The sequence below is a fragment of the Brenneria goodwinii genome (assembly GCF_002291445.1).
GTDB classification, from domain to species: domain Bacteria; phylum Pseudomonadota; class Gammaproteobacteria; order Enterobacterales; family Enterobacteriaceae; genus Brenneria; species Brenneria goodwinii.
In genome coordinates, this window is the sequence record NZ_CP014137.1 from 368553 (window position 1) to 393213 (window position 24661).

The 24661-nt window shown below is 51.2% G+C and carries 22 protein-coding genes and 6 tRNA genes; 17 read left to right on the forward strand and 11 right to left on the reverse strand.

The genetic code is table 11. From position 1 onward, the window contains the following. Window positions 1-75 precede the first annotated feature (75 nt). Window positions 76-426 carry an iron-sulfur cluster insertion protein ErpA gene (gene erpA, locus ACN28R_RS01755; RefSeq protein WP_048637809.1) on the forward strand — a complete coding sequence of 117 codons (351 nt, stop codon included), beginning with the start codon at window positions 76-78 and terminating at the stop codon, window positions 424-426. A gap of 288 nt (window positions 427-714) precedes the next feature. Here the strand turns inward: erpA and ACN28R_RS01760 are convergent, their stop codons facing one another. The 3 genes from ACN28R_RS01760 to mtnN form a co-directional block, all read right to left on the reverse strand. Beyond that, window positions 715-987 (reverse strand): hypothetical protein, encoded by a 273-nt coding sequence (locus ACN28R_RS01760; RefSeq protein WP_095833394.1) that lies wholly within the window; start codon window positions 985-987, stop codon window positions 715-717. Window positions 988-1241: 254 nt separating this feature from the next. Next, window positions 1242-2060 (reverse strand): vitamin B12 ABC transporter substrate-binding protein BtuF, encoded by an 819-nt coding sequence (gene btuF, locus ACN28R_RS01765; protein WP_048637811.1) that lies wholly within the window; start codon window positions 2058-2060, stop codon window positions 1242-1244. 7 nt (window positions 2061-2067) lie between these two features. Then, window positions 2068-2769 (reverse strand): 5'-methylthioadenosine/S-adenosylhomocysteine nucleosidase, encoded by a 702-nt coding sequence (gene mtnN / locus ACN28R_RS01770; RefSeq protein WP_095833395.1) that lies wholly within the window; start codon window positions 2767-2769, stop codon window positions 2068-2070. A 123-nt stretch (window positions 2770-2892) separates the two neighbouring features. On the opposite strand from mtnN, the gene dgt reads away from it, so the two are divergent. From dgt to ACN28R_RS01805, 7 genes are all read left to right on the forward strand, one after another. Continuing rightward, window positions 2893-4398 (forward strand): dGTPase, encoded by a 1506-nt coding sequence (gene dgt, locus ACN28R_RS01775; protein WP_095833396.1) that lies wholly within the window; start codon window positions 2893-2895, stop codon window positions 4396-4398. A gap of 203 nt (window positions 4399-4601) precedes the next feature. After that, window positions 4602-6038 (forward strand): serine endoprotease DegP, encoded by a 1437-nt coding sequence (gene degP / locus ACN28R_RS01780; RefSeq protein ID WP_048637814.1) that lies wholly within the window; start codon window positions 4602-4604, stop codon window positions 6036-6038. A gap of 275 nt (window positions 6039-6313) precedes the next feature. Then, window positions 6314-7471, forward strand: a complete 1158-nt coding sequence (locus ACN28R_RS01785) for a CdaR family transcriptional regulator (RefSeq protein WP_048637815.1) — start codon at window positions 6314-6316, stop codon at window positions 7469-7471. A 405-nt stretch (window positions 7472-7876) separates the two neighbouring features. Next, on the forward strand, window positions 7877-8887 hold the full coding sequence (locus ACN28R_RS01790; protein ID WP_048639830.1) for a sulfate ABC transporter substrate-binding protein: 1011 nt from the start codon (window positions 7877-7879) through the stop codon (window positions 8885-8887). 109 nt (window positions 8888-8996) lie between these two features. Beyond that, window positions 8997-9809, forward strand: a complete 813-nt coding sequence (gene cysT / locus ACN28R_RS01795) for a sulfate ABC transporter permease subunit CysT (protein ID WP_048637816.1) — start codon at window positions 8997-8999, stop codon at window positions 9807-9809. Window positions 9810-9820: 11 nt separating this feature from the next. Continuing rightward, complete coding sequence (cysW, locus tag ACN28R_RS01800; protein ID WP_095833397.1) at window positions 9821-10702, forward strand: sulfate ABC transporter permease subunit CysW; 882 nt, start codon at window positions 9821-9823, stop codon at window positions 10700-10702. Continuing rightward, on the forward strand, window positions 10692-11684 hold the full coding sequence (locus tag ACN28R_RS01805) for a sulfate/molybdate ABC transporter ATP-binding protein (protein WP_048637818.1): 993 nt from the start codon (window positions 10692-10694) through the stop codon (window positions 11682-11684). Before cysW ends, ACN28R_RS01805 begins: the two co-directional genes overlap by 11 nt. A 325-nt stretch (window positions 11685-12009) precedes the next feature. Here ACN28R_RS01805 and ACN28R_RS01810 read toward each other — a convergent pair. The 4 genes from ACN28R_RS01810 to ACN28R_RS01825 form a co-directional block, all read right to left on the reverse strand. After that, window positions 12010-12085 (reverse strand) — tRNA-Lys (locus tag ACN28R_RS01810). 7 nt (window positions 12086-12092) lie between these two features. Next, window positions 12093-12168 (reverse strand) — tRNA-Val (locus ACN28R_RS01815). Window positions 12169-12213: 45 nt separating this feature from the next. Beyond that, window positions 12214-12289 (reverse strand) — tRNA-Val (locus ACN28R_RS01820). A 45-nt stretch (window positions 12290-12334) separates the two neighbouring features. Continuing rightward, window positions 12335-12410 (reverse strand) — tRNA-Val (locus ACN28R_RS01825). 271 nt (window positions 12411-12681) lie between these two features. On the opposite strand from ACN28R_RS01825, the gene gltX reads away from it, so the two are divergent. From gltX to ACN28R_RS01840, 3 genes are all read left to right on the forward strand, one after another. Beyond that, window positions 12682-14097, forward strand: coding sequence for a glutamate--tRNA ligase (gene gltX / locus ACN28R_RS01830; RefSeq protein WP_095833398.1), 1416 nt, complete (start codon window positions 12682-12684; stop codon window positions 14095-14097). Window positions 14098-14295: 198 nt separating this feature from the next. After that, window positions 14296-14371 (forward strand) — tRNA-Ala (locus ACN28R_RS01835). A gap of 44 nt (window positions 14372-14415) precedes the next feature. Then, a tRNA-Ala gene (locus ACN28R_RS01840) sits at window positions 14416-14491 on the forward strand. Window positions 14492-14595: 104 nt separating this feature from the next. Here ACN28R_RS01840 and ung read toward each other — a convergent pair. Beyond that, window positions 14596-15282: a uracil-DNA glycosylase gene (gene ung, locus ACN28R_RS01845; protein ID WP_048637820.1), complete on the reverse strand. Its 687-nt coding sequence runs from the start codon at window positions 15280-15282 to the stop codon at window positions 14596-14598. Between the two features lie 488 nt (window positions 15283-15770). Here ung and grcA point away from each other — a divergent pair, with 488 nt between their 5' ends. Continuing rightward, window positions 15771-16154 (forward strand): autonomous glycyl radical cofactor GrcA, encoded by a 384-nt coding sequence (gene grcA / locus ACN28R_RS01850; protein ID WP_048637821.1) that lies wholly within the window; start codon window positions 15771-15773, stop codon window positions 16152-16154. Between the two features lie 190 nt (window positions 16155-16344). On the opposite strand, the gene ACN28R_RS01855 is transcribed toward grcA, so the two are convergent. Both ACN28R_RS01855 and srmB read right to left on the reverse strand, forming a co-directional pair. Further along, window positions 16345-17310, reverse strand: a complete 966-nt coding sequence (locus ACN28R_RS01855; RefSeq protein WP_095833399.1) for a metallophosphoesterase — start codon at window positions 17308-17310, stop codon at window positions 16345-16347. Window positions 17311-17560: 250 nt separating this feature from the next. Continuing rightward, window positions 17561-18886 carry an ATP-dependent RNA helicase SrmB gene (gene srmB, locus ACN28R_RS01860; RefSeq protein WP_095833400.1) on the reverse strand — a complete coding sequence of 442 codons (1326 nt, stop codon included), beginning with the start codon at window positions 18884-18886 and terminating at the stop codon, window positions 17561-17563. 133 nt (window positions 18887-19019) lie between these two features. Here srmB and trmN point away from each other — a divergent pair, with 133 nt between their 5' ends. After that, complete coding sequence (trmN, locus tag ACN28R_RS01865) at window positions 19020-19766, forward strand: tRNA(1)(Val) (adenine(37)-N(6))-methyltransferase TrmN (RefSeq protein ID WP_095833401.1); 747 nt, start codon at window positions 19020-19022, stop codon at window positions 19764-19766. 34 nt (window positions 19767-19800) lie between these two features. Here the strand turns inward: trmN and nadB are convergent, their stop codons facing one another. After that, the gene (gene nadB, locus ACN28R_RS01870; RefSeq protein WP_095833402.1) at window positions 19801-21402 is read right to left on the reverse strand and encodes an L-aspartate oxidase; all 1602 of its coding nucleotides are present in this window, start codon (window positions 21400-21402) and stop codon (window positions 19801-19803) included. A 376-nt stretch (window positions 21403-21778) separates the two neighbouring features. On the opposite strand from nadB, the gene rpoE reads away from it, so the two are divergent. From rpoE to rseC, 4 genes are read left to right on the forward strand one after another with little or no spacing between them, the layout of a single operon-like run. Then, the gene (gene rpoE / locus ACN28R_RS01875; protein ID WP_048637826.1) at window positions 21779-22354 is read left to right on the forward strand and encodes an RNA polymerase sigma factor RpoE; all 576 of its coding nucleotides are present in this window, start codon (window positions 21779-21781) and stop codon (window positions 22352-22354) included. 57 nt (window positions 22355-22411) lie between these two features. Then, window positions 22412-23065: an anti-sigma-E factor RseA gene (rseA, locus tag ACN28R_RS01880; protein ID WP_048637827.1), complete on the forward strand. Its 654-nt coding sequence runs from the start codon at window positions 22412-22414 to the stop codon at window positions 23063-23065. Next, window positions 23065-24018, forward strand: coding sequence for a sigma-E factor regulatory protein RseB (gene rseB, locus ACN28R_RS01885; RefSeq protein ID WP_048637828.1), 954 nt, complete (start codon window positions 23065-23067; stop codon window positions 24016-24018). The genes rseA and rseB overlap by 1 nt, the downstream gene beginning before the upstream one ends. Then, a complete protein-coding gene (gene rseC / locus ACN28R_RS01890) occupies window positions 24019-24486 on the forward strand; it encodes a SoxR-reducing system protein RseC (RefSeq protein ID WP_095833403.1) in 468 nt (155 codons plus the stop codon). Window positions 24487-24661: the final 175 nt, after the last annotated feature.

The following is a 24661-nucleotide window of genomic DNA, read 5'->3' on the forward strand; positions in this document are numbered from 1 at the left end:
TCCGCTATTGGATAATAGGCGTATAATTGGGTGAAAAGAGTATCACCCGATGAGAATCGAGTTGGGAGTAAAAATATGAGCGACGATGTAGCTGTAGCAGTGCCTCTGCAATTTACGGATGCGGCGGCGAAAAAGGTGAAACTCCTGATTGCTGATGAAGAAAACCCCGAGCTGAAACTGCGGGTTTATATTACCGGGGGCGGTTGTAGCGGCTTCCAGTATGGTTTTACTTTTGACGATCAGATCAACGAAGGCGATATGACCATTGAGAAGCAGGGCGTCGCCCTGGTAGTTGATCCCATGAGCCTGCAATATCTGGTGGGCGGTTCGGTCGATTATACCGAGGGGCTGGAAGGTTCGCGTTTTATTGTAACCAACCCGAACGCCAAGACAACCTGTGGCTGTGGTTCTTCTTTCAGCATCTGATAACGCCTTTACCCGTCAGAAAAGATAAAACCCGTGCAATCTGAGTGGCTGCGCGGGTTTTTTGTATTTGTCGATGACGCATACTGTCATTACAGATAGCGAGGGTGAACGATAGGAGGCGCAAATTAAACGGATATTGGTTATCGGTGGATATGGTCATGCGGGCACGCAGATAGTCGATCTATTACTGGCGGTCTGTCAGGCGCATATTACGGTGGCTAGCCGAAATTTAGCGCGCGCCTCGCGTTTTGTGCATCGGTAAGCGGCCTGATGTTCGCTGACTCAGGTTTACCACTCAACCGTAATCAGGCGCGCGCCCATGTCGCTTTCCGTTGTGGCTGATGACGGGGTTATCTGCTCCGTCAGAATGGGGGATTCGGTTATTTTAGGCTGAAGGACGGAAGCGACGTTGCACTTCATCTGATATTGGCCGTGTTGAGGCTCAATGCCGCATGAAGGCAGAATGGTTAGCTTGGCGTTAATTTGCCCGCTGCTATTGCCCGCATAAGCGGAACCGCAGACAGCCAGAAGCAAGCCTGCGCTAAGCAAGATATGTTTCATTTTCAGTTTATTACCTGGTGCTGAAAGAGCCCATTCAGGCTCAAAATTATCTATACCCTTCATCTTTCAAGTTGCAGGCGCGTATCTATCAGTGATGGGGTTTTTATCGGCGGCTGGTGTTTATTTCAACCGTTGCGGCGAGATTATAGGCAAATCGCCGTTGCGAAAACAACGATGATGTTACAAAATATTTTATCTAAATAATCTATAATAATCAGATGGTTAATTTGATTTTTCTAGTGATGGTCACGCGGCTAATCATTTTTTTTCAGTTCGGCTAATTGTCGGCAAATCTGCTGCGCCGCCAGTAATAAACGCGGTCCGTTGCGATTGAACCAATCTTCATTGACTGCAATCACCGGAACGGATAATTGCGGCTGCCAGAATGCTTGTGTATTCGCTATGGCGTCAGAGGAACCGCTGATGATAATCGCCTGTGGTTTGCGCATTAATACCTGTTCCCGGCTAACCTGCGGCCAGGGAACCGGACTGTCGCTGAAGATATTCTGCGCGCCGCACAGTGAGATAACCTGACTTTGCAAGGTGCCTTGCGCTGAAGTGAACAGCGGATGGGCGCCAAACTGCATAAACACCCGCACCGGACTATTGCTGGCGTATTGCCGCTGTAGTTCCGCCAATTGCTGGCGAAGCGCGCTGGCGGTTTGCTTCGCCTGTTCCGGATGAGAACTGTATTGCGCCAGCTTCGTCAGTGTAGCGGGAATATCATTAAGCGTTTTGGCATCCAGATAAACAATAGGAATACCAAATCCGGCCAGCTGATCCAGCGGCCTTTGCGGATTCCCTTCACGCCAGGCCAGAATGAGGTCGGGCTTGAGTTCCAGGATCCGTTCAAGGTTAATCCCCTGCCAGGAGGCAACCTGTTCCAGCTTTTGCGCTTGCGCAGGATAGTCGGACCAACTGCTGACCGCCACTAACTGGGTTCCCATCCCGGCGGCGTATGCCATTTCCGTGGCATGCGGCGCCAGACTGATCACGCGTTGCGGAACCGCGTTTGCCGCGGCGGCGGTGAAAAATAGCAGAAGTCCGAAAAGAGCGCGAATCCGCAATGTCATTGCTGCATTACCGATGCTCCGCCAATGCCTGCAACATGGTTTCTACCATGCGGGTAGATTGCTGCGCGGCCACGGACAGAAATTCATCAAAGCTCAGGTGGGACTCTTGGTCGGCGACGTCGGAAATTGCCCGCACGATGACGAAAGGTACGGCAAACTGGTGGCAGACATGGGCAATCGCCGTGGCTTCCATCTCAACCGCGATGGCCTTGGGGAAGGTTTTACGGATGCGGGCCAACGGTTCCGCGCCGTTAATAAACACATCGCCGCTGACAATCAGACCGCGCACCGCGTTCAACTGGAGTTTCGTAATCGCATTCTGAGCCAGCGTGATTAACCCTTCATCCGCGATGAAGGCGGCCGGACAACCCGCCATCTGGCCGGGTTCGTAGCCAAAGGCGGTAACATCGGCGTCGTGATAGCGAACTTCATCGGAAACCACGATATCGCCCACCTTCAGCGTTGCGGCCAGGCCGCCGGCCGAACCGGTATTAATCACCGCGTCTGGCCGGCAATGTTCCAGCAATAATGTAGTGCCCAGCGCGGCGGAGACTTTACCGATGCCTGACTTCAATAAGGCGACGTCGACACCGTTTAATTGACCGCTGTAAATTTCGCAACCTGCGCGCTGTATGGTCTGGAGGTTTTCGATGCGATCGCGAAGCAAGGTAACTTCTTGTTCCATAGCGCCGATAATGCCGACTTTCATAGTGTTCCCCACAAATTTTGTTATAAATAGCACGAGTATAGCGTCGGCTAGTCTATCATGGCTTAGTGGGGTAAATGGAGACGGTTATGCAGCGGCACGCGACCCGTCAATATGGGGAGTTTTATGTCTGATATCGATTTTGCGAAAAAGATGAGTTTTCAGCGCCCCCTCAGTCATCCGATTACGGCTGAGGATGAATATTCCATTGTTCGTCAGTTTGAGAGCGATCGCGGACGTATCATCAACTCCGCCGCCATTCGCCGGTTACAGCAAAAAACCCAGGTTTTCCCGCTGGAACGTAATGCCGCGGTGCGTTCCCGTCTGACGCACTCAATGGAAGTTCAGCAGGTTGGGCGTTACATCGCCAAAGATATTCTGGAACGGCTAAAGCGGGACAACCGGCTGGAAACGCTGGGACTGGCCCAACTGCAAACGCCGTTTGAAAGCATGGTGGAAATGGCCTGCCTGATGCACGACATCGGCAACCCTCCTTTTGGTCATTTCGGCGAGTCGGCGATTAATAATTGGTTCGGTCAGTTAATGGATGTTGCGCATGCCGGAGATGCAGCCCGCGAAGATAACTGTCAGGTCGGCTTTTTACATCTTAAAGAGGATGGCTTGAACGAATTGCGTTGCCGTATTCGTCAGGACTTAAGCCATTTTGAAGGCAATGCGCAGGCTATCCGTTTAGTCCATACCCTGCTTAAGCTGAATCTGACCTATGGACAGGTCGGCTGTATTTTGAAATATACCCGCCCCGCGTATTGGCGCGAAGAAACGCCGGCGGAATTTGATTATCTGATGAAAAAGCCCGGCTATTATCTGGCGGAGGAAGCCTTCGTAACGACACTGCGTGAAGAGCTGGCGATGGGGGAGTTTCATCGCCATCCGCTGACTTATATTATGGAAGCGGCGGATGATATTTCTTATTGCATCGCCGATTTGGAAGATGCCGTAGAGAAAGATATTCTCACCATTGAACAGCTCTATGAACATTTACATCACTCCTGGGGCGAGGTTCTGTCGGGAGATCTATTCAGTAAGACAGTGGCGAAATCTTATGAAAACCGCAGCCGTCACCAATGGCGCAGCACCAACGATCAGTTTTTTATGAATCTTCGCGTGAATACAGTGGCTAAACTGGTGCCGCACGCCTCTCAGCGTTTTATTGATAATCTGCCGGAAATTTATTCGGGAGCCTTTAATCAGGCGCTGTTGGAAGATGAAAGCGCCCAGAATCGGTTATTGAAAATATTTAAGCAGGTGGCGTTAAAACACGTATTTAATCACCATGAGGTTGAACAGCTGGAGCTTCAGGGTTACCGGGTGATCCGCGGGTTACTGGATATTTATAGTCCGTTGCTTGAGATGTCGTATCAGGACTTTAGCCAATTAGTGCAAGAAGGAACGCACAGACGCTATCCGATTGAAACGCGGCTGTTTCACAAATTATCCAGCAAACACTGCATGGCCTACCGGGAAGCCGTGGAGAACCTGCGGCACCTGTCTGATAAAGAACAGGAGATTCGCGAATATTATTTCCGGGCTCGTTTGATTCAGGATTATATCAGCGGTATGACCGATCTTTATGCCTACGATGAGTATCGTCGCCTGATGGCGGCGGAATAATAACTTTTGTAAAGAGATCCAATATTTTCTTACGGTTCAGCATCTTCCATTGATGAACTTAGTGGATCAATATTTATCTTATACAGCACAACCTCTATATCTTTTTTCAAGCTGCGGGCGCATCGGCCTTATGCATCTTGAAATCTATTGGGTATTTAAAGGCTGTGATAGCTTGCCTGTTGATTACTGTGAGACATATTCCCATGAAAAGAAAATCATTGGTTCTGAGTGCGCTGACGCTAAGTTTGGCGATGGCTATGGGGCCGCTGGGTGCAAATGCGGCAGAGTTGATCCCATCCTCTTCTTCCTCAAATCAGTTGCCCAGCCTGGCGCCGATGCTGGAAAAAGTTATGCCTTCGGTAGTGAGCATCGCCGTAGAAGGGCATACCAGCGTCGCCAGAGAAAAGATCCCGCAGCAGTTACAGCCGTTCTTTGGTGATAATTCCCCATTTTGTCAGGATGGTTCGCCGTTTCAGGATTCCCCCATCTGTCAGGGCGAGGACGACGGTGACGGGCAGTCATCCCGCCAGCAGGCTTTTCAAGCACTGGGCGCCGGGGTGATCATCAATGCTGAAAAAGGCTACGTGGTAACCAATAATCACGTGGTGGATAACGCGGATAAAATTCAGGTCCGGCTTAACGACGGCCGTAAATATGATGCCAAAGTGATCGGCAAAGATCCGCGTTCTGACGTTGCATTGGTGCAGTTGCAGAACTTCAAGAATCTGACGGCGATCCAAATGGCTGATTCCGATCAGCTGCGCGTCGGCGATTACACCGTCGCGATCGGTAATCCGTATGGTCTGGGTGAAACGGCAACCTCCGGGATTGTCTCGGCGCTGGGGCGCAGCGGGCTGAATATCGAAAATTATGAAAACTTTATTCAGACCGATGCGGCCATCAACCGCGGTAATTCCGGTGGGGCGCTGGTTAACCTGAATGGCGAACTGATTGGTTTGAACACCGCTATTCTGGCGCCGGACGGCGGCAATATCGGTATCGGTTTTGCGATCCCCAGCAATATGGTGAAAAGTCTGGTCGCCCAGATTGTTGAATTTGGTGAAGTGAAACGCGGTGAACTGGGCATTACCGGGACGGAACTGAACTCAGAACTGGCCCAGGCGATGAAAGTGGATGCGCAACGCGGCGCGTTCGTCAGCCAGGTTCAACCGAAATCAGCCGCCGCCGAAGCGGGAATTAAAGCGGGTGACGTCATCGTTTCGTTAAACGGCAAAGCGATAAGCAGCTTCGCGGCATTGCGGGCCCAGGTCGGGTCGTTGCCGGTGGGCAGCAAACTGTCGCTGGGTCTGCTGCGTGACGGCAAGCCGCTCACGGTAGAGGTCACGTTGCAGCAAAGCAGCCAGGCGCAGGTTGCATCGGGGAACCTTTATTCCGGTATTGAGGGCGCCGAACTAAGCAATACTCAGATTGATGGTCAAAAAGGCGTCAAGGTCGATAACGTCAAGGCGGGTTCCGCTGCGGCGAAAATCGGTTTGAAAAAGGATGACATTATCCTGGGCGTCAATCAGCAGCCGGTACAGAATCTTGGCGAGCTGCGTAAGATTCTGGATAGTAAGCCGGCCGTCCTGGCGTTGAGTATCCGTCGCGGCGACAGCAATATTTATCTGCTGACGCAATAATCCAGCTTTGTTAACGCCGGGGATTCTCATCCCCGGTTCCGCCCGTTGGCGCAGTCCGCTATCAGGGACTGTGCCTTTCGGTATGATAATCCCGCTATCACTGCCGGGGAGCATCAGCCCCGGCAATCACTCTCCATCTGCTTGTCGTGCCTGCTTTTTGTGAGGTTTCCCACAGTTTAAAGCGAATCCCCGGTTCTTTGTTAATTTGCACAATGTACGACGCAGAACGCAGCGCTATGCTAGTGCGATTGTCAATGTTCCCCTCCGAGGTAGAAATGGCGTCGTATCATCTCAATGCTAAAATGGCTCAGGATATTGTTGCGCGTACAATGCAGATTATTGATAGCAATATCAACGTGATGGATGCCCGCGGCAAAATCATCGGCAGCGGCGACCAAGAGCGATTGGGTGAATTGCATGAAGGCGCATTACTGGCGTTATCGCAAGGGCGGATCGTCGACATTGACGAAGCGGTGGCTCGGCACTTGCACGGCGTACGCCCGGGTATCAATTTGCCGCTGCATATTGACGGCGATATCGTCGGGGTAATTGGCCTTACCGGCAATCCGGGGCAGTTACGTCAGTATGGCGAACTGGTCTGCATGACCGCGGAAATGATGCTTGAGCAGGCGAGGCTGTTGCATATGCTGGCGCAGGATAGCCGCCTGCGTGAAGAACTGGTGCTTAATCTGCTGCGTACTGATGAACTGTCGCCCGCTTTGATGGAATGGGCCCAGCGTTTAGGTATCGACCTTAATCAGCCGCGCGTTGTGGCCGTGGTTGAGGTCGATAGCGGACAGCTTGGCGTAGACAGCGCCATGGCCGAGCTCCAGCAGTTGCAGACGTTGCTGACGACGCCGGAGCGCGACAACCTGATAGCCATTGTTTCCCTGACGGAAATGGTGGTGTTGAAACCGGCATTGAACGGCCATGGCCGCTGGGATGCGGAAGAGCATCGCCGGCGGGTGGATAACCTGCTGTCGCGCATGGCGGAAAGCAGCCGGTTGCGCGTTCGTCTGGCGTTGGGGAACTACTTCTCCGGTCCGGGTAGTATTGCCCGTTCTTACCGTACCGCCCGGACGACCATGAGCGTCGGCAAGCAACGGATGCCTGCGCAGCGTTGCTATTACTATCAGGATTTAATGCTGCCGGTATTATTGGATAGCCTGCGGGGCGGCTGGCAGGCGAACGAACTGGTGCGTCCGTTAACCAGGCTCAAGGCGATGGACAGCAATGGTTTGTTACGCCGAACGCTAAACGCCTGGTTCCGTAATAACGTCCAGCCCGGCGCCACGGCAAAAGCCTTATTTATCCATCGCAATACATTGGAATACCGTCTGAATCGCATCTCTGAACTCACCGGCCTGGATTTAGGTAATTTCGACGATCGTCTGCTGCTGTATATCGCTCTGCAACTGGATGAAGAAGAGTAGAAACCGACAGCGTACGGACGGCTGAAACCGTGCGTTGATCGGTGTTATTTACTTAGATTGAAAACTATTACATAACCATAAACAATATAACGCGAGAGTATAAATTATCGCGAAACAGTATTTTTGCCACTTTCCCATATCCTCTATTGTCACTTCCATGTCGTTGCTCTGATGTCCGTGAGTGAGCCGCGCCAATCAGCCGCATTCATCGTCATTTTTATGGCCTGTTCCCTTGGCTGCGGCCTCTTTGGTTTGTGCTGTTTAAGGTCGCTCAAGCCCGGCTGATGCAATACGGCTGGAGAGATAACGCTTAAGTGGTTGTTCTGATGGGAAAGGATGCCAACAGCGCTACAGCTTGAAAAATGAAAGGTAAAAATAACAGTTCAATTTTGGAGAGTGATAATGATGTCAATACGCCGTCTGGGATTATCTCTTGCTACAGCCACGCTACTATTTTCTGGCGTTGCCTCTGCGGCAACAGAGTTACTGAATGTTTCTTATGACCCTACCCGCGAGCTCTATCAGCAATATAACGCCGCTTTTATCAAGCATTGGAAAGAGACTACCGGCGAGGATGTTTCGATCAAGAATTCACATGGCGGGTCGGGTAAACAGGCCCGTTCCGTCATCGACGGTTTACAGGCGGATGTGGTAACGCTGGCGCTGGCGGGCGATATCGATGCGCTTAATCTGAATACACAAATTATCGATCCGAAATGGCAGGCACGTTTGCCTGACAACAGCACGCCTTATACCTCCACCATCGTTTTTCTGGTGAGAAAGGGGAATCCGAAGCAGATTAAAGATTGGGACGATCTGATTAAACCGGGTGTTGAAGTGATCACGCCAAATCCGAAAACTTCCGGCGGGGCGCGTTGGAATTTCCTGGCGGCCTGGGCCTATGCCAAAGCTCAGCCCGGCGGTAATGATGAAACGGCGCTGAAGTTTGTGACTGAAGTGTATCGTCACGCGCCGGTTCTGGATACCGGGGCTCGTGGTTCGACCATCAGCTTTGTTCAGCGTCAACTGGGCGATGTTCTGTTGGCCTGGGAAAACGAAGCCTATCTTTCTCTGCAAGAGCAGGGCGGCGATCAGCTTGAAATTGTCACGCCATCGCTGTCCATTCTGGCCGAACCTCCAGTTGCGGTGGTGGATAAGGTGGTAGATCGCAAAGGCACGCGCAAGCAGGCGGAAGCCTATCTGCAATATCTTTACAGTGATGAGGCGCAGCGGATTATCGGTAAAAACTTCTATCGCCCGCGTAATGCCAAAATTGCCGAAGAATTTAAAGATCAGTTTGCGCCGGTGAATCTGGTAACCATTGATAAAGACTTTGGCGGTTGGAAAACCACACAGGAAACCTTCTTTAATGATGGCGGTGTGTTCGACAAAATCTTCCAAGAGATTAATAAGTAAATAACAGATTTCTGATGTTGGAAAGCCGCTGGCTGGATCCAGCGGCTTTGATTCGTCGGCAAGGGGTTAATTAGCCCGAATCATTGAGTATGACTATTAAAGGCGCCGTATGTCACAACGTAGCTCCCCGGTAATTCCCGGTTTTGGATTAACTTTAGGTTTCAGCCTGAGTTATTTAGGGTTGATTGTACTCATTCCATTGGCAGGAATGTTTCTTTATGCCAGCCAATTGACACTGGTGCAGTTTTGGGAGCTGATTACCAGCCGACAGGTGCTTTTTTCCCTCCGTTTGTCCTTTGGTACGGCGCTGATGGCCGCTTTTATCAACGGTATTCTGGGAACCCTGTTGGCATGGGTGTTGGTGCGTTACACCTTCCCCGGTCGCAAAGTTATTGATGCGATGATCGACATGCCCTTTGCTTTGCCGACGGCTGTCGCGGGGATTGCGCTAACGGCCTTATATGCGCCGAATGGACTGATCGGCTCGCTGTTTCCCTTTAAAATCGCCTATACCGGTATCGGTATTACGCTGGCATTAATTTTTGTCACCTTGCCTTTTGTGGTCAGAACATTGCAGCCCGTTCTGGCCGATATTCCGAAAGAAATCGAAGAGGCGGCGGCCTGCCTTGGCGCGCGGCCGCTGCAAGTCTTCCGTCATGTTTTGGTTCCGGCGTTGCTTCCCGCCTGGTTAACCGGCTTTGCCCTGGCATTCGCCCGCGGCGTGGGCGAGTACGGATCCGTGGTGTTTATCGCGGGGAATATTCCGTTTAAAACTGAAATTTTGCCGCTGCTGATCGTCTCCAAACTCGATCAGTATGACTATAAAGGCGCGACTGGCATTGGCGTATTCATGCTGCTGGTTTCTTTCATTATGTTGCTGCTGATTAATTTATTGCAGCGCCGTATTCAACCGAAACTGTAAGGCATGCCGTCATGGAACAGGTTATTTCTACTCAAACCCAGACAACGAAGTCGCCAAAGCATCCGGCGGCGTATTACGTTTTGGTTGCGCTGGCGTGGATCGTCTTTTTTCTGATTCTGGTGTTACCGCTATTGATGGTGGTGACGCAGGGATTGCATAACGGGGTAGGGGCGTTCTGGGATGCCATTACCGAACCCGATGCGATCTCGGCGCTGAAACTGACGTTACTGGCTACGGTGATTTCGGTTCCGCTCAACGTGGTTTTCGGGCTTGCCACGGCATGGTGCGTGACCAAATTCGAATTCCGCGGCAAAAGTTTTTTGCTGTCGTTAATCGATCTGCCTTTCTCCGTCTCCCCCGTTGTCGCGGGCCTGGTTTATGTTCTGCTGTTCGGCGCGCAAAGTAAGCTGTATCCGTTCCTGACCGCGCATAATCTGGAGATCGTTTATGCGGTGCCGGGAATTGTGCTGGCGACAATTTTTGTCACGTTGCCTTATGTCGCCCGTGAATTGATTCCGCTAATGGAACAGCAGGGCTCACAGGAAGAGGAGGCGGCCAGATTGCTGGGAGCTAACGGCTGGCAAATGTTCTGGCATATCACGCTGCCCAACGTGAAGTGGGCATTAATCTATGGCGTGGTGCTATGTACCGCCAGAGCGATGGGGGAGTTCGGCGCGGTTTCCGTGATCTCCGGCCATATCCGCGGGCTGACCAACACGCTGCCGCTGCATATCGAGATTCTTTACAACGAATACAATATCGTCGCCGCTTTTAGCGTCGCCATTCTGCTGTTAGTGATGTCGCTGGTTGTTCTATTGCTACGCCAGTGGAGCGAGAGCCGTCTGACGAAGCAATTACAGAAACAACAGGAGTTGACCAAAAATGAGCATTGAGATCCGCAATATTAATAAACAATTTGGTCAGTTTCAGGCGTTGAATCAAATCAATCTTGCCATTCAGAGCGGCGAACTGGTGGCGCTGCTGGGGCCGTCCGGGTGCGGCAAAACGACGTTATTGCGCATTATCGCCGGTTTGGAAAGGCCGGATAGCGGCAATATTATTTTTCATGGCGAAGATGTGTCTGTTCACGACGTGCGCAAGCGTAACGTGGGGTTTGTGTTCCAGCACTATGCCTTATTTCGCCATATGACGGTGTTCGACAACGTCGCATTCGGTCTGCGAATGAAGCCTAAAAGTATTCGCCCGTCCAAACGTGATATTGAGAAAAAAGTTCATGAGCTGCTCGGTCTGGTCCAACTGGACTGGCTGGCGGATCGCTATCCTGAGCAACTGTCCGGCGGGCAGCGCCAGCGTATCGCCCTGGCCCGCGCGTTGATTGTCGAGCCTAGCATTCTGCTGCTGGATGAACCCTTTGGCGCGCTGGATGCCAAAGTGCGCAAGGAGCTGCGCCGCTGGTTATCGCGGTTGCATGAGGATATTAATTTGACGTCGGTGTTCGTTACTCACGATCAGGAAGAGGCGATGGAAGTAGCCGATCGTATCGTACTGATGAACAAAGGCGTCATTGAACAAATCGGCTCCCCTGACGAGGTTTATAACCATCCGGCCAGCGAGTTCGTCTATCACTTTTTAGGGGACAGTAACCAGCTGAAAATTGAAAAAACGGATGAAACCATTCTGTTTCGTCCGCATGAAGTCGCCTTATCCGTTCAGGCTCAGGACGGCTATCAGCCCGTTATTGTTCGTGATATTCGTCCGCTGGGCGCATTAACCCGTCTGTCGTTAAAGATTGGCAATCAACAGGAGTTGATAGAGGCCGAAGTGGCAAGAGACGATCTTAGCCTGCAGGGTTTGCAAAAAGGGGATGTTATCCAGTTCAAACCCAAACGCTATAACCATGATTGGGAAATTTGATGTTTTATTGATGTCCTGATCAAACCACATTTCTTCCTCTGCTCCTAACCCTCTCGTCATGCCCGCGTAGGCGGGCATCTTTGCGACGCCGAGTCGGCGGTGAGTACTCACCCGCTTTCGCGAAAACGCCGAAGGGCATCAATTTCGCTTCGCTCGGCTCGAACCTGAACGCAGGGCTATTCGTCTCATCCTGAGACTCACCCTTGCGGGCCAACGCAAGCGTTGTTAAAAATCGTTCCAGACGATTTTTTCTCACCCGCACGACTCGGTGCGATATGGGTATTCAAGGGAAAAGTATTTCAGAAGGGTAAAACTATGCGGATAATGGTGGGTCGTGCAGGATTCGAACCTGCGACCAATTGATTAAAAGTCAACTGCTCTACCAACTGAGCTAACGACCCGCAGAAGTGGTGGGTGATGACGGGATCGAACCGCCGACCCCCTCCTTGTAAGGGAGGTGCTCTCCCAGCTGAGCTAATCACCCACTTCTTGTTCCTCATTTTCAGTAAGAAGACAGCTGGCATGAGTTTGGTGGGTGATGACGGGATCGAACCGCCGACCCCCTCCTTGTAAGGGAGGTGCTCTCCCAGCTGAGCTAATCACCCAATCTCAATTCTTCTTACTTCACACAACGCGGTACTCTAAAAGAGTGGTGGGTGATGACGGGATCGAACCGCCGACCCCCTCCTTGTAAGGGAGGTGCTCTCCCAGCTGAGCTAATCACCCTCGCTGTGTGGAGTCGCATTATAGGGATAGTTGAAAGTGAGTCAACGCTTTTTAAAAGTAAAACGGTTGTTCGTTGTAAAATTAGTCAGGGCGCCTTAATTCTGGTCGTCGGCGATGCTTCCTTATTCACTTCCATGAGGAATAAAGCACGGAGTAATACGTTACAGCGTTGAGGAATCGGGGCAGAATGATAGAATGTTGCCCACTTTCGTTATTTGAACTCATGTCGGTATATGCCGGCAGCCGTTGCGTAATAAGGCTGTAATCCCAAATGAAAATTAAAACCCGTTTCGCGCCCAGTCCGACTGGCTATCTTCATGTAGGCGGCGCTCGTACCGCACTATACTCCTGGTTATTCGCCCGTCATCAAGGCGGTAAGTTTGTTTTGCGTATTGAAGATACCGATCTGGAGCGTTCCACTCAGGACGCGATCGATGCCATTATGGATGGCATGAACTGGTTGAATCTTGATTGGGATGAAGGCCCGTATTATCAGACCAAACGCTTTGACCGTTATAACGCCGTGATTGACCAGATGCTGGAAAACGGCACCGCTTATCGCTGCTATTGCTCGAAAGAGCGTTTGGAAGCGCTGCGTGAAAAACAGATGGAAAACGGCGAGAAACCCCGTTATGACGGGTGCTGCCGCGACTCCCACGCGCATCATGCGGATGATGAGCCCCACGTGGTGCGTTTTCGCAATCCACAGGAAGGTTCCGTTATTTTCAACGACCGTATCCGTGGACCGATTGAATTCAGCAACCAGGAACTTGATGATCTGATCATCCGTCGCACGGATGGTTCGCCCACTTATAACTTTTGTGTGGTGATTGATGACTGGGATATGGAAATCACTCACGTTATCCGCGGTGAAGATCATATCAATAATACCCCTCGTCAAATCAATATACTGAAAGCATTGGACGCACCGGTTCCGGAATATGCGCATGTTTCCATGATCCTGGGCGATGACGGTAAAAAACTGTCCAAACGCCACGGCGCCGTTGGCGTCATGCAATATCGTGATGATGGTTACCTGCCGGAAGCGCTGCTGAACTATCTGGTGCGTCTGGGATGGTCCTCCGGCGATCAGGAGATTTTTTCTGTCGATGAGATGAAAGCGCTGTTTTCATTGGAAGCCATCAGCAAATCCGCCAGCGCATTCAATACGGAAAAGCTGCAGTGGCTGAATCATCACTACATTAATCATCTGCCGCCGGAATATGTGGCGACGCACCTGGCATGGCATATAGAACAGGCCGGCATTGATACGCGTACCGGTCCGCAATTGAGCGAGCTGGTGACCTTGCTGGGCGAACGCTGCAAGACGCTGAAAGAAATAGCCGCTTCCTGCCGCTATTTCTATGAAGATTTTGATCAATTTGATGCCGATGCGGCGAAAAAACACCTGCGTCCGGTTGCTCGTCAGCCGTTGGAGCTGGTGCGCGCCAAGCTGGCGGCGATTACCGACTGGACGGCAGAAAACATTCACCATGCGATTCAGGGAACCGCTGACGAACTGGGACAGGGAATGGGGAAAGTAGGCATGCCGCTGCGTGTGGCCGTAACCGGCGCGGGGCAGTCTCCCGGCGTTGACGTTACGGTTCATGCGGTTGGTCAGCAGCGCGCGCTGGCTCGTATTGATAAGGCCCTGGAATTTATCGCGGCGCGTGAAGCTCAGCAATAATCACTGCCGCCGTTTTTATCGTTAGACGTCGAACCCTGGATTTATCCAGGGTTTTTTACATCTGGTGTTTTTTGCTATTTTTTCCAATGGTTGATGCCTTTTTCAGCGGTTAATCGCATAAAAAGATTTAGCCGTTGACACTGGTAGGCGGGTCTCATATTATGCGACCCGTTCGCACGGATACGGTCTGTAAGAAACGGGGCTATAGCTCAGCTGGGAGAGCACTTGCATGGCATGCAAGAGGTCAGCGGTTCGATCCCGCTTAGCTCCACCAAATTATTTTGGTTTGGATTGCGTATCAGGAACATTCCACATTGTGGGGCTATAGCTCAGCTGGGAGAGCGCTTGCATGGCATGCAAGAGGTCAGCGGTTCGATCCCGCTTAGCTCCACCAAATCACTATTCTCTTCTTTTTGTATTATTTCTCTGTTTGGCAAAATACTGTGCTTTACCGCATCAGCGTTATTTCTGCCCCCAGCAATTGAAGGCAGCGGTGTCTTATCGGCTTTCAGGTAAACGCGGCGTCCAGTCAATCGGGGCAATGCCTTGTTTTTCCAGAAGCTGGTTAGCCTGAGAAAAGTGGCGGCATCCCAAAAAACCACGATGTGCTGATAAGGGGGAAGGGTGCGGCGCTCTTAGTATATGATGGCGTTGACGGTCGATAATGCTGCCCTTTTTCTGCGCGTGCGATCCCCACAGTAAAAAAACAAGGCCCTCCCGGCTTTCATTCAATGCCGAGATAACGCGATCGGTAAAGGTTTCCCATCCCAAATTTGCGTGCGAGTGCGCCTTGCCGGCCTCAACCGTTAATACGGTATTAAGCAGCAATACCCCTTGTTCGGCCCAGCTTTGCAGAAAACCATGCTGTGGAATTTCAAAATCGGGGATGTCATTCGCCAGTTCTTTATAGATATTCACCAGTGACGGTGGCGCAGGAACACCGGGACGAACGGAAAAGGACAATCCGTGGGCCTGATTCGGCCCGTGGTAGGGATCCTGACCAAGGATAACCACCTTGACCTGATGAAGTTCGGTAAAGCGGAAAGCATTAAAAACATCTTTCTGCGGGGGATATATCGTTTTCCCGGCCGCACGTTCTTTAGCAACGAATTCCAGCGTGTTTATAAAGTAGGGTTGCTGTTTTTCTTGTGCCAGCACGTCATGCCAGGTTAGGGAAGTTGCCATTATTCACCCTTTGTTTTACAGGAAAATTTATTGTCAGTAGCTTACCGTTCAATTGTTCCGAGGTAAAACCGTAACGGTAGGAAAGTGGGCTGGGATAGTGATTTCTCTAAAAAAAATTGAAAATTTATAAAAATATTTGCGATCGTTGGTTGGGGTTAAATTTGATATGAAACAATAAATTGCCCGAATGGTGAGATTCGCATTGGTTTTAAAATTGATTTAAATCAAAGAATCATGGCTAAGGTACTGGTATATAAGAGTACAGAAGCAATTGATTTTATATAATCGTTAAAAATTAATGGCAGTTTGTTGCTAATGCCGACTTTTAATTAAGACAATAGACCCTAAATAATTTGAGTTGCGGGAAGGCGGCGACGCCGCGAATCCCTAGACGTTTACTCAAGTAAGTGGCTGAGGTGAGCGAGGGAAGCCGACATCCCGGCAATTTGAAGTATGATGGGCAAATACGCCGTTTTACGGAGGCAATAATGGTTACTGGTATTCAAATCACCAAGTCAGACAACAATGCGCTGGTCAACTCTTTCTGGTTGCTGGATGAAGAAAACTCTCAGGCACGCTGCGTCTGCGCCAAATCTGTTTATAGCGAAGATCAAATTGTTCCGGTAAGCGATCTGGGCCAGATCGAATATCGTGAAGTTCCGCTGGAAGTTAAACCAGAAGTCCGCGTGGAAGGCGGTCAGCACCTGAATGTGAACGTGCTGCGTCGTGAGACACTGGAAGATGCCGTTAAACATCCGGAAAAATATCCGCAGCTGACTATCCGTGTTTCAGGCTATGCCGTGCGTTTCAACTCGCTGACCCCTGAACAACAGCGCGATGTAATCACCCGTACTTTTACCGAAAGCCTGTAAGCGGTAAATTCGCGCTGGTCGGATTTTAGTTAATATTGCGGTAATCGGGATGCCAGTAGCGGTATCCCGAAAAGGGTTCATGTTGATTCATGAACCCTTTTTTATGCGACTGATTCCTGGCAGGAAAATTCCATACCCGATGATGGAAAAAATAAGAAACAGACGATGTATTGCGTTTTAATAATAGTGTTCAGGCATGCGCTTTATTTAGCTGCCTGGAAACGGCGTCGTACATGCCTTCCACATAAATATTCAGATCTTTATCAATCGTGACGATGGCGCAGGCGTTATGAGGCAGCGGCCATTCAACCAGCGCTTTGGTGGTGAAGTAATGGATGCCATTTCTGAAATTATAACGGCCCGGATGATGGTGGCCGGAGAAGACCGCCAGAACCCGTCCCGAATCTTCCAGCGCTTTGACCACAGGCTCCGCATTCTGAACGATAACTTTCGCTTTCGCCATTGCCGGGTCAAAGTAATCCAGCGTCTGGTGCGTAAACACCACGATGGGTTTGTCGTCGGATTTCAGTACGGCGCGCAGCCAGTCAATCTCTTCATCAGGAATATTGGCAATATCCCAGGTAAAGTTGTTGTGAGAGAAGTGCACGCCTTCGCCTTTGGCGTCGGTATAACAGGCGTCTAATACGATGAAGCGAACGCCATTTTTTACAAAGGTATAATAGAGCTTGCCGTTGGCATCGCCGGCGTTTTGCGTACAGGCAAGAAAGTCCTGTGGGCTGATGGCGTCAAAGTCATGATTTCCGACTACGTGGTAGCGATCGCCTTTAAACTTAGCGAATTCACCCTCCACTTGCTTTAGGAAACCTATGGTCTGTTCATGATTCTGGGGGCTGACGCAGTCCTTAAAGTCGCCAAGTTCAATGGCAAAGTCGAGCGATTGCGTGTTGAACAGGTCAACGACCTGGCGAAATTTCGGCAATGCATGGCGGTAGACCTCGTAGAACTCCTCTCCCGGAGCGCCATAGGTGTCGTTATCCGCATAATGGATATCGGTGACCAGGCCGAACTTCAGTAATTGTTTGCCTGATTCAGGCAGCGTGAGTTGAGAGGCCGTAGGCGTTTCGGACAAGGCTGCAGTTGCGCGGGATGCCAGAAAAATCGCTCCGGCTAACTGCAGGAATTGACGACGACGCATAACATAATTCTCCTGTTAATGAATTAATAGCGAGAGAATTATGATGGCGTAATGTATTAATCTTGTGACGCTTATATGAAAAGATAAGCGTCATCCTGGTTTGAAGCGCGCGTGTCGATGGGGATTTTGCCGGCGGCTTCCGGTGGGCTAGCGCGATTCGCCACGCCGACAAGCGATCGTGGTCGAACAACAAACGGCGCTACGCTAAGCAGTCGCGCGCCGTCTGTTAATCGCGCGGTTATTTCGTTGCTTATTCAGCGGAGGATTCGTCAGCCTTTTGGACTGGCTGCCGGCGTTTACCGATGTTTTTCTTATCCCGCTGACGCACTTTCACCTTGGTTTTCTCTTTTTCTTTCTCTTTCTTTTCTTTCCGCTTGGCCAACACTTTCTTGGAGGGTTTGCCCGTCGTCTTGGCACTTGGCGCTTTGGTCGCGGGGCGCAGCTCATCGATAACACGGGGCTTGAGCGGTTCATTCAAGTAGCGGCTGATCTTGCCAAGCAGTAAATGGTCGTGCGCTTCAACAAAAGAGATGGCGCAGCCTTTACGGCCTGCCCGGCCGGTACGTCCGATACGATGAAGATAAGTATCGGCGGTACGCGGCAGGTCAAAGTTGAACACATGACTGATATCGTTGATGTCTATACCGCGTGCGGCGACGTCGGTCGCAACCAACACGTTTACTCGTCCGTCGCTCAAGCGTTTAATCGCTTCATTACGTTTGGCTTGCACCATTTCGCCTTCAAGATAACAGGCGGTAATACCGGCTTCCCGTAACCAGGCGACTAACTCGTGTACGCGTTCACGCTTACGGACGAAAACAATGGAACGGGTGACGTCCGGCTGTTTCAAATGGTGGCAAAGCAGCGCCGTTTTGTGTTTGATATCGTCGGCACGATAGCACCATTGCAGAATTTTTTTACGTTCGCGGCGTGAGGGATCGGCCTCAACCTTAACGGGATCGTTCAGCAAGCGCTCGGCAAAGTCTTTAATCGCTTCGCCTTCCAGCGTGGCGGAAAACAGCAGCGTTTGTTTGCGCCAACGGGTTTCACCGGCGATATGCTCGATATCTTGCGCAAAGCCCATATCCAGCATTCTGTCCGCTTCATCCAGAATCAGCGTCTCGACCGCGCGACAATCAAAGTTTTCTTCTTTGATGTATTGCAGCAAACGGCCGGTTGTCGCCACCACAATATCCTGGTTTTCACTAAACACTTCGGCATGGTTCATATATGCCACGCCGCCGGTGATGGTTGCAATATCCAGGTGGGTATGTGCGGCCATGATGCGGGCCTGATCGGCGACCTGCATGGCGAGTTCACGCGTCGGCGTTAAGATCAGAATACGCGGCGGCCCGGATTTTTTACGAGGAAAATCTAACAGATGCTGCAAGACCGGCAGCAGATACGCTGCGGTTTTACCGGTACCCGTTGGCGCGGAACCTAGCACGTCGCGGCCGTCCATCGCCGGCGGGATCGCCGCCGACTGAATTGCCGTCGGACGTTCATAACCCATGTCGCGCAGGGCGTCTAGCAGGCTGTCATCAAGATCTAACTCGGAAAAATTTGTGGCTGTCATGGTCTACCTCTGTTTGGGGCGCCGATTATAGACGTATTGGCCGGGTTCTTCACCTGTTTAAACAGACAACGGCGCTTTTACTGTATAGATGTTTATCCTATGCTACGACGGTTTTAATCAGGAACGAGTAATCATGAGCGGGCAAGCTGATAATAAACCGGTGCTGCGTCAAGGTGGGTTTACCTTCAAACAGTTTTTTGTCGCGCACGATCGCTGTGCCATGAAGGTGGGAACCGATGGCATATTGCTGGGAGCCTGGGCTCCGCTACCCAGTGCCGGGCGAATTCTGGATATTGGCTGCGGCTCAGGTTTGATTGCGCTGATGTTGGCGCAGAGGAGTGATGATAATGTCCGGGTTGATGCGGTTGAACTGGATACGGACGCCGGTCGTCAGGCGGCTGAAAATATAGCCGCGTCTCCATGGCCTGAACGGGTGACAGTTTACATCGATGATATTGTAAAGTTTGCCGAGACCGGGACAGAGCGTTACTCGCTGATTGTCAGCAATCCGCCTTACTTCGCGCCGGGTGTCGCTTGTCGCTCGGCGCCGCGTGCTCAGGCTCGCTATACCGTCGCGCTGACGCATGAATTACTGCTGAACTGTGCGCGGCGTTTGATTATGCCTGATGGCATGTTCTGTGTGGTATTGCCGATGCAGGGTGTTGAGAATTTTGTGCGGCTGGCGCAGCAGCAGGGCTGGTTTATTCGTCAGCGTACGGACGTGACCGAATATGTTTCCCGTCCGGCGCATCGCGTATTGCTTGCGCTGTCCCGACAGGCGGGAGACTGCCCGGAGCGGCAATTGGCGATACGCGATGCGGATCGCCGCTACTCTGCGGAATTTCAGGCGCTGACTAAATGTTTTTATCTCTTTATGTAGGTTCCCGGCAGGGGAACCTACATAAAAGGGTGAACTATGGCGTAAGAACGGTGGGTTTGGGCGTATCGAACTGGTTGGGGTAGTCCAGAGTGTAATGCAATCCGCGGCTCTCTTTTCTGTCTAGCGCGCAGCGCACAATCAATTCGGCTACCTGAACCAGATTGCGCAGCTCCAGTAAGTTGTTGGAAATACGGAAGTGCGAATAATATTCATCAATTTCCTTTTGGAGCAGATTAATGCGGTGTAGCGCCCGCTCCAGCCGTTTTGTGGTTCTCACGATCCCGACGTAATCCCACATGAATAACCTTAGTTCGTGCCAGTTGTGCTGGATAACAACCTGTTCATCTGAATTATCAACCTGACTTTCATCCCAGGCCGGCAGTTCCTGAATCAGGTCGATTTGCGGCAGGCGCCGCAGGATATCTTCCGATGCTGACCAGCCGTAGACCAGGCACTCCAGCAATGAGTTCGACGCCATGCGGTTTGCGCCGTGCAGCCCGGTGTAGCTCACCTCGCCGATGGCATACAGCGCGTCAAGATCGGTGCGCCCCCGTTGATCGACCATCACGCCGCCGCAGGTGTAGTGCGCGGCCGGAACAATAGGAATGGCTTCCCGAGTAATATCAATACCCAGAGTCAGCAGTTTTTCATAGATGGTGGGGAAATGCTGTTTAACAAATTCCGCGGGTTTGTGGCTAATATCCAGATACATGCAGTCAGCGCCAAGACGCTTCATTTCGTGGTCAATGGCTCTGGCGACGATATCGCGCGGCGCAAGCTCTCCTCTGGCGTCGAAGTCCGGCATGAAACGGCTGCCGTCAGGACGTTTCAGGTGGGCTCCTTCGCCGCGCAAGGCTTCCGTCAGCAGAAAGTTGCGTGCCTGAGGATGGAATAAGCAGGTCGGGTGAAACTGATTAAACTCCATATTGGCGACCCGGCAACCTGCGCGCCACGCCATGGCGATACCATCGCCGGATGAAATATCCGGGTTGGTGGTGTATTGATACACCTTGGATGCGCCGCCGGTGGCGAGAACCACGGTTTTCGCGCGGCAAGACTCAACGGTTTCACGTTCACGGTTCCAGATGTAGGCGCCGACAATTCTGCGGGGGCCAGGTAAGCCAAGCTTGCTGGAGGTGATTAAATCAACGGCGTTACAGCGTTCCATAATGTGGATGTTGGGATGCGACAGGGCTTTTTGCACCAGCGTAGTTTCTACTTCTTTTCCTGTGGCATCGGCCGCATGCAGGATCCGGCGATGGCTATGCCCGCCTTCGCGGGTAAGGTGATAACGTTCCTCACCGCTGGTGCTGGTTTCCGTATCAAACAGTACGCCTTGTTCGATCAGCCATTGCACGCAGTTTTTGGCATTGCCGGCGATGAACTCCACGGCTTCACGCTCGCACAATCCGTCACCCGCGATTAATGTATCTTCAATATGTGATTCGATGCTGTCGGTCTCATCAAAAACAGCGGCAATACCGCCCTGGGCATAGAAGGTCGAACCTTCACTCAGCGGGCCTTTACTGAGAACGGTAACGTTTGCTTGCGAGGCCAAGCGAAGAGCGAGAGACAGCCCGGCTGCGCCGCTGCCAATGATTAATACATCGCAGGAGTATTCAGTGGTCGGTTGCATGTTCGTATCGTCACGTAAGAAAGAAGGGAAAACCGATGGTAGCACTCAACGTTTTATCCATGTATTGATTTTTATGGCGCTGTAAAGATGTATAAATACCGGGCATCAGACAGGGCCGGTTCGTGCTAATGAAATGGATTTATCGTATGATCGGTTCGATGCGCCTGATGATAAAGAGGAAAACCAGCGTGCTGATGGGGTTGAACCTACTGTGATTAAACAACAATAAGCAGAATTAAACGCGGTTTATCCGGAACTTTACGAGAAGTGTCAGCTCTAAGCTAGTGCTTGCTCTGGGTATAACTATATATGGCTTATATATGGCTGGCAGTATTATTTTACGTGTGGAGAACGGTTTGAGGAGATATTACCTCGGATGAGCGAGCAGCTAGCAGATCAGGTTCTGGTTGAGCGGGTTCAAAAAGGCGACCAAAAGTCGTTTAACTTACTGGTTATTCGTTACCAGCATAAGGTGGCGAGCCTGGTATCCCGTTACGTGCCCCAAGGGGACGTGCCTGACGTGGTTCAGGAATCCTTTATCAAAGCGTATCGTGCGTTGGAGTCATTCCGTGGCGATAGTGCTTTTTATACATGGCTATACCGTATTGCCGTGAATACGGCTAAGAACTATCTGGTTGCGCAGGGAAGACGTCCGCCTTCCAGCGATATTGATGCCAATGATGCTGAAAATTATGAAAATGCAGGCGCATTGAAAGAAATATCGAACCCTGAGAACTTAATGTTGTCAGAAGAGCTAAGAAGCATTGTTTTCCGTACGATTGAGTCTTTACCGGAAGATTTGCGTCTGGCGATCACGCTGCGTGAATTAGATGGATTAAGTTACGAAGAGATTGCCGTTATCATGGATTGCCCTGTCGGTACTGTTCGTTCCCGTATCTTTCGGGCTCGGGAAGCTATTGATAATAAAGTACAACCGCTTATTCAGCGCTAGTGTGTTTCAAGCATTGCGCGTGACTAATGATGGATTTGACAAAGTAAGGGTGTCGGTATGCAGAAAGAGAAACTTTCCGCTTTAATGGATGGTGAGGCAGTTGATTCTGAACTGCTGAATTCCTTGTCACACGATGACAAGTTGCAGCAAAGTTGGCAAAGTTATCATCTAATCCGCGATACGTTGCGTGGGGATATTGGCGAAGGTGAACACGTTATTCATCTGGATATCGCCTCTCGCGTGGCTGCTGCGATTGAAAAAGAACCTGTCCGTCTGGTTCCGCAAGCGCAACCCGAATCACAGCCACACCCTGAGCGTTGGTCTCAGATGCCGTTCTGGCATAAGATTCGTCCGTGGGCCAGCCAGTTAACGCAGGTAGGCGTCGCCGCCTGCGTATCTTTGGCCGTTATCGTTGGCGTTCAGAATTATAACCATACCGGTGCTTCGGATGGTATGTCGGAATCGGCCGCGTTCAGCACGTTACCCGCAATGGGAACCGCCTCGCCGGTCAGTTTCGGGGTGCCTTCGGAAAGCGTGGCCTCCCATGGCGGTCAGCAAAAGTTTGATACGCAGCGCAACCGTCTCAACGCTATTTTGCAGGATTATGAGCTGCAGCGCCGCTTGCACGCTGATCAACTTCAGCATAATGACGATCAGCAAGCTGCAATTCAAGTTCCAGGAACTCAATCATTAGGAACTCAGTCCCGGTAATGAAGCACGTCTGGTTAACCGTCTGTTTGCTGGTTGGCAGTTTGTTTTATCCCATCATCGCCCCGGCGCAAACTGCGTCCGGGGCGTTGTTGCAAGAAATGAACCACGCCAGCCGCTCATTAAATTATGAAATTTCTTTCATCAATATCAATCGCCAGGGGTTTGAGTCGGTGCGATACCGCCATGCCCTGATTAATAATCATTCATTGGCTCAGTTGGTCTTTATGGATGGGCCTCGGCGTGAAATTGTGCAGCGTGGGAATGACATCAGCTATTTCGATGCCGGTCTTGAGCCTTTTACGCTGTCGAGCGATCATATCGTCGATTCGCTGCCCGCGTTGGTCTATGCCGATTATCAAAGTATCGCACCGTATTATGATTTCATTCCTGCTGATGGACGTGTTCGCATAGCCGATCATCTGGCTGTCGGGATCAGGATTATTTCCCGAGATGCGACGCGTTACAGCTACGCGGTCTGGATGGATACCGAGTCTAAACTGCCGCTGCGCGTCGATTTGCAGGATCGTAACGGTGAGCGTCTGGAACAGTTTCTGGTGACGTCACTCGTCGTGGATGATAATGTCGCAAAAGCGATGCGGCCGCTGGAAAACATCAATTTACCTCCCGCATTGCCGACTCCCGCGCCAGAAAGCGCAAACTTTTCCTGGTCGGCGGAATGGCTGCCGACGGGAATGAAAGAAGTGTCACGCAGCAGAAGGACGTTGCCGGGCATCAATCTCCCTATCGAAACGCGACTGTATAGTGACGGCCTGTTTAGTTTTTCCGTTAATATCAGCCCGTCTTCCGAAGCGCGAGCTGAACAGTCCGTTCGTACCGGAAGGCGTACGATTCATACTGAAACTCGCGATAATAATGAAATCACCGTTGTCGGTGAGCTTCCGCCGGCCACGGCTAAGCGTGTGGCGGACAATATTATGCTGAAGGCGCAATAAATGATTAAAGAATGGGCGACGGTTGTGTCATGGCAAAATGGTATCGCCACGCTGAGCTGTGAACAGCGTTCGGGGTGCGGTAGTTGCCAATCTCGCTCTACCTGTGGAACCGGAGTGTTAAATCAGTTGGGGGCGCCTGCTGAACACCAACTGAGGGTGCCTTGTGAACAGCCTTTGCAAGTCGGGCAGCGAGTCGAGCTAGGCATTGCCGAAGCGCGTCTGCTTCAGTCCGCTGTTATGGTCTATTTTGTTCCTTTGGTGGGGTTATTCGCCGGATCGGCGCTATTACAGGCTCTCTTCGCCAATGAGCTTTCTGCCGTTCTGGGCGCGTTGCTGGGCGGTGGACTGACGTTTTTATCGGTGAAGCGTTGGGCGGAAAACCAGGGGGGGAATGGCCGTTATCAGCCTGTTATTTTGCAAATTGCGCGGCCTGGCGAGTTACTACAAATCAAAACCATAACTGAGTAATTCTTCATTATTTTCACTCGTTGTCATCGGTTTAACATCTTCTTTCATCCTGTCGTTCCGCTATTTCGCATAAAACCGTCATAATCAGGGGTAATGCGCCGGACATGACTAGGTTTTCATGCGCTCGGCATGTAGAATGCAGCGGTTCAGGTGGAAGCTCGTCGCGGTTGTTTTC

What these genes read in the sequence shown, in the direction of transcription:
- erpA (WP_048637809.1), top strand. Translation starts at nt 76, where the DNA reads ATGAGCGACGATGTAGCTGTAGCAGTGCCTCTGCAATTTACGGATGCG.
- ACN28R_RS01760 (WP_095833394.1), bottom strand. Translation starts at nt 987, where the DNA reads ATGAAACATATCTTGCTTAGCGCAGGCTTGCTTCTGGCTGTCTGCGGT.
- btuF (WP_048637811.1), bottom strand. Translation starts at nt 2,060, where the DNA reads ATGACATTGCGGATTCGCGCTCTTTTCGGACTTCTGCTATTTTTCACC.
- mtnN (WP_095833395.1), bottom strand. Translation starts at nt 2,769, where the DNA reads ATGAAAGTCGGCATTATCGGCGCTATGGAACAAGAAGTTACCTTGCTT.
- dgt (WP_095833396.1), top strand. Translation starts at nt 2,893, where the DNA reads ATGTCTGATATCGATTTTGCGAAAAAGATGAGTTTTCAGCGCCCCCTC.
- degP (WP_048637814.1), top strand. Translation starts at nt 4,602, where the DNA reads ATGAAAAGAAAATCATTGGTTCTGAGTGCGCTGACGCTAAGTTTGGCG.
- ACN28R_RS01785 (WP_048637815.1), top strand. Translation starts at nt 6,314, where the DNA reads ATGGCGTCGTATCATCTCAATGCTAAAATGGCTCAGGATATTGTTGCG.
- ACN28R_RS01790 (WP_048639830.1), top strand. Translation starts at nt 7,877, where the DNA reads ATGTCAATACGCCGTCTGGGATTATCTCTTGCTACAGCCACGCTACTA.
- cysT (WP_048637816.1), top strand. Translation starts at nt 8,997, where the DNA reads ATGTCACAACGTAGCTCCCCGGTAATTCCCGGTTTTGGATTAACTTTA.
- cysW (WP_095833397.1), top strand. Translation starts at nt 9,821, where the DNA reads ATGGAACAGGTTATTTCTACTCAAACCCAGACAACGAAGTCGCCAAAG.
- ACN28R_RS01805 (WP_048637818.1), top strand. Translation starts at nt 10,692, where the DNA reads ATGAGCATTGAGATCCGCAATATTAATAAACAATTTGGTCAGTTTCAG.
- gltX (WP_095833398.1), top strand. Translation starts at nt 12,682, where the DNA reads ATGAAAATTAAAACCCGTTTCGCGCCCAGTCCGACTGGCTATCTTCAT.
- ung (WP_048637820.1), bottom strand. Translation starts at nt 15,282, where the DNA reads ATGGCAACTTCCCTAACCTGGCATGACGTGCTGGCACAAGAAAAACAG.
- grcA (WP_048637821.1), top strand. Translation starts at nt 15,771, where the DNA reads ATGGTTACTGGTATTCAAATCACCAAGTCAGACAACAATGCGCTGGTC.
- ACN28R_RS01855 (WP_095833399.1), bottom strand. Translation starts at nt 17,310, where the DNA reads ATGCGTCGTCGTCAATTCCTGCAGTTAGCCGGAGCGATTTTTCTGGCA.
- srmB (WP_095833400.1), bottom strand. Translation starts at nt 18,886, where the DNA reads ATGACAGCCACAAATTTTTCCGAGTTAGATCTTGATGACAGCCTGCTA.
- trmN (WP_095833401.1), top strand. Translation starts at nt 19,020, where the DNA reads ATGAGCGGGCAAGCTGATAATAAACCGGTGCTGCGTCAAGGTGGGTTT.
- nadB (WP_095833402.1), bottom strand. Translation starts at nt 21,402, where the DNA reads ATGCAACCGACCACTGAATACTCCTGCGATGTATTAATCATTGGCAGC.
- rpoE (WP_048637826.1), top strand. Translation starts at nt 21,779, where the DNA reads ATGAGCGAGCAGCTAGCAGATCAGGTTCTGGTTGAGCGGGTTCAAAAA.
- rseA (WP_048637827.1), top strand. Translation starts at nt 22,412, where the DNA reads ATGCAGAAAGAGAAACTTTCCGCTTTAATGGATGGTGAGGCAGTTGAT.
- rseB (WP_048637828.1), top strand. Translation starts at nt 23,065, where the DNA reads ATGAAGCACGTCTGGTTAACCGTCTGTTTGCTGGTTGGCAGTTTGTTT.
- rseC (WP_095833403.1), top strand. Translation starts at nt 24,019, where the DNA reads ATGATTAAAGAATGGGCGACGGTTGTGTCATGGCAAAATGGTATCGCC.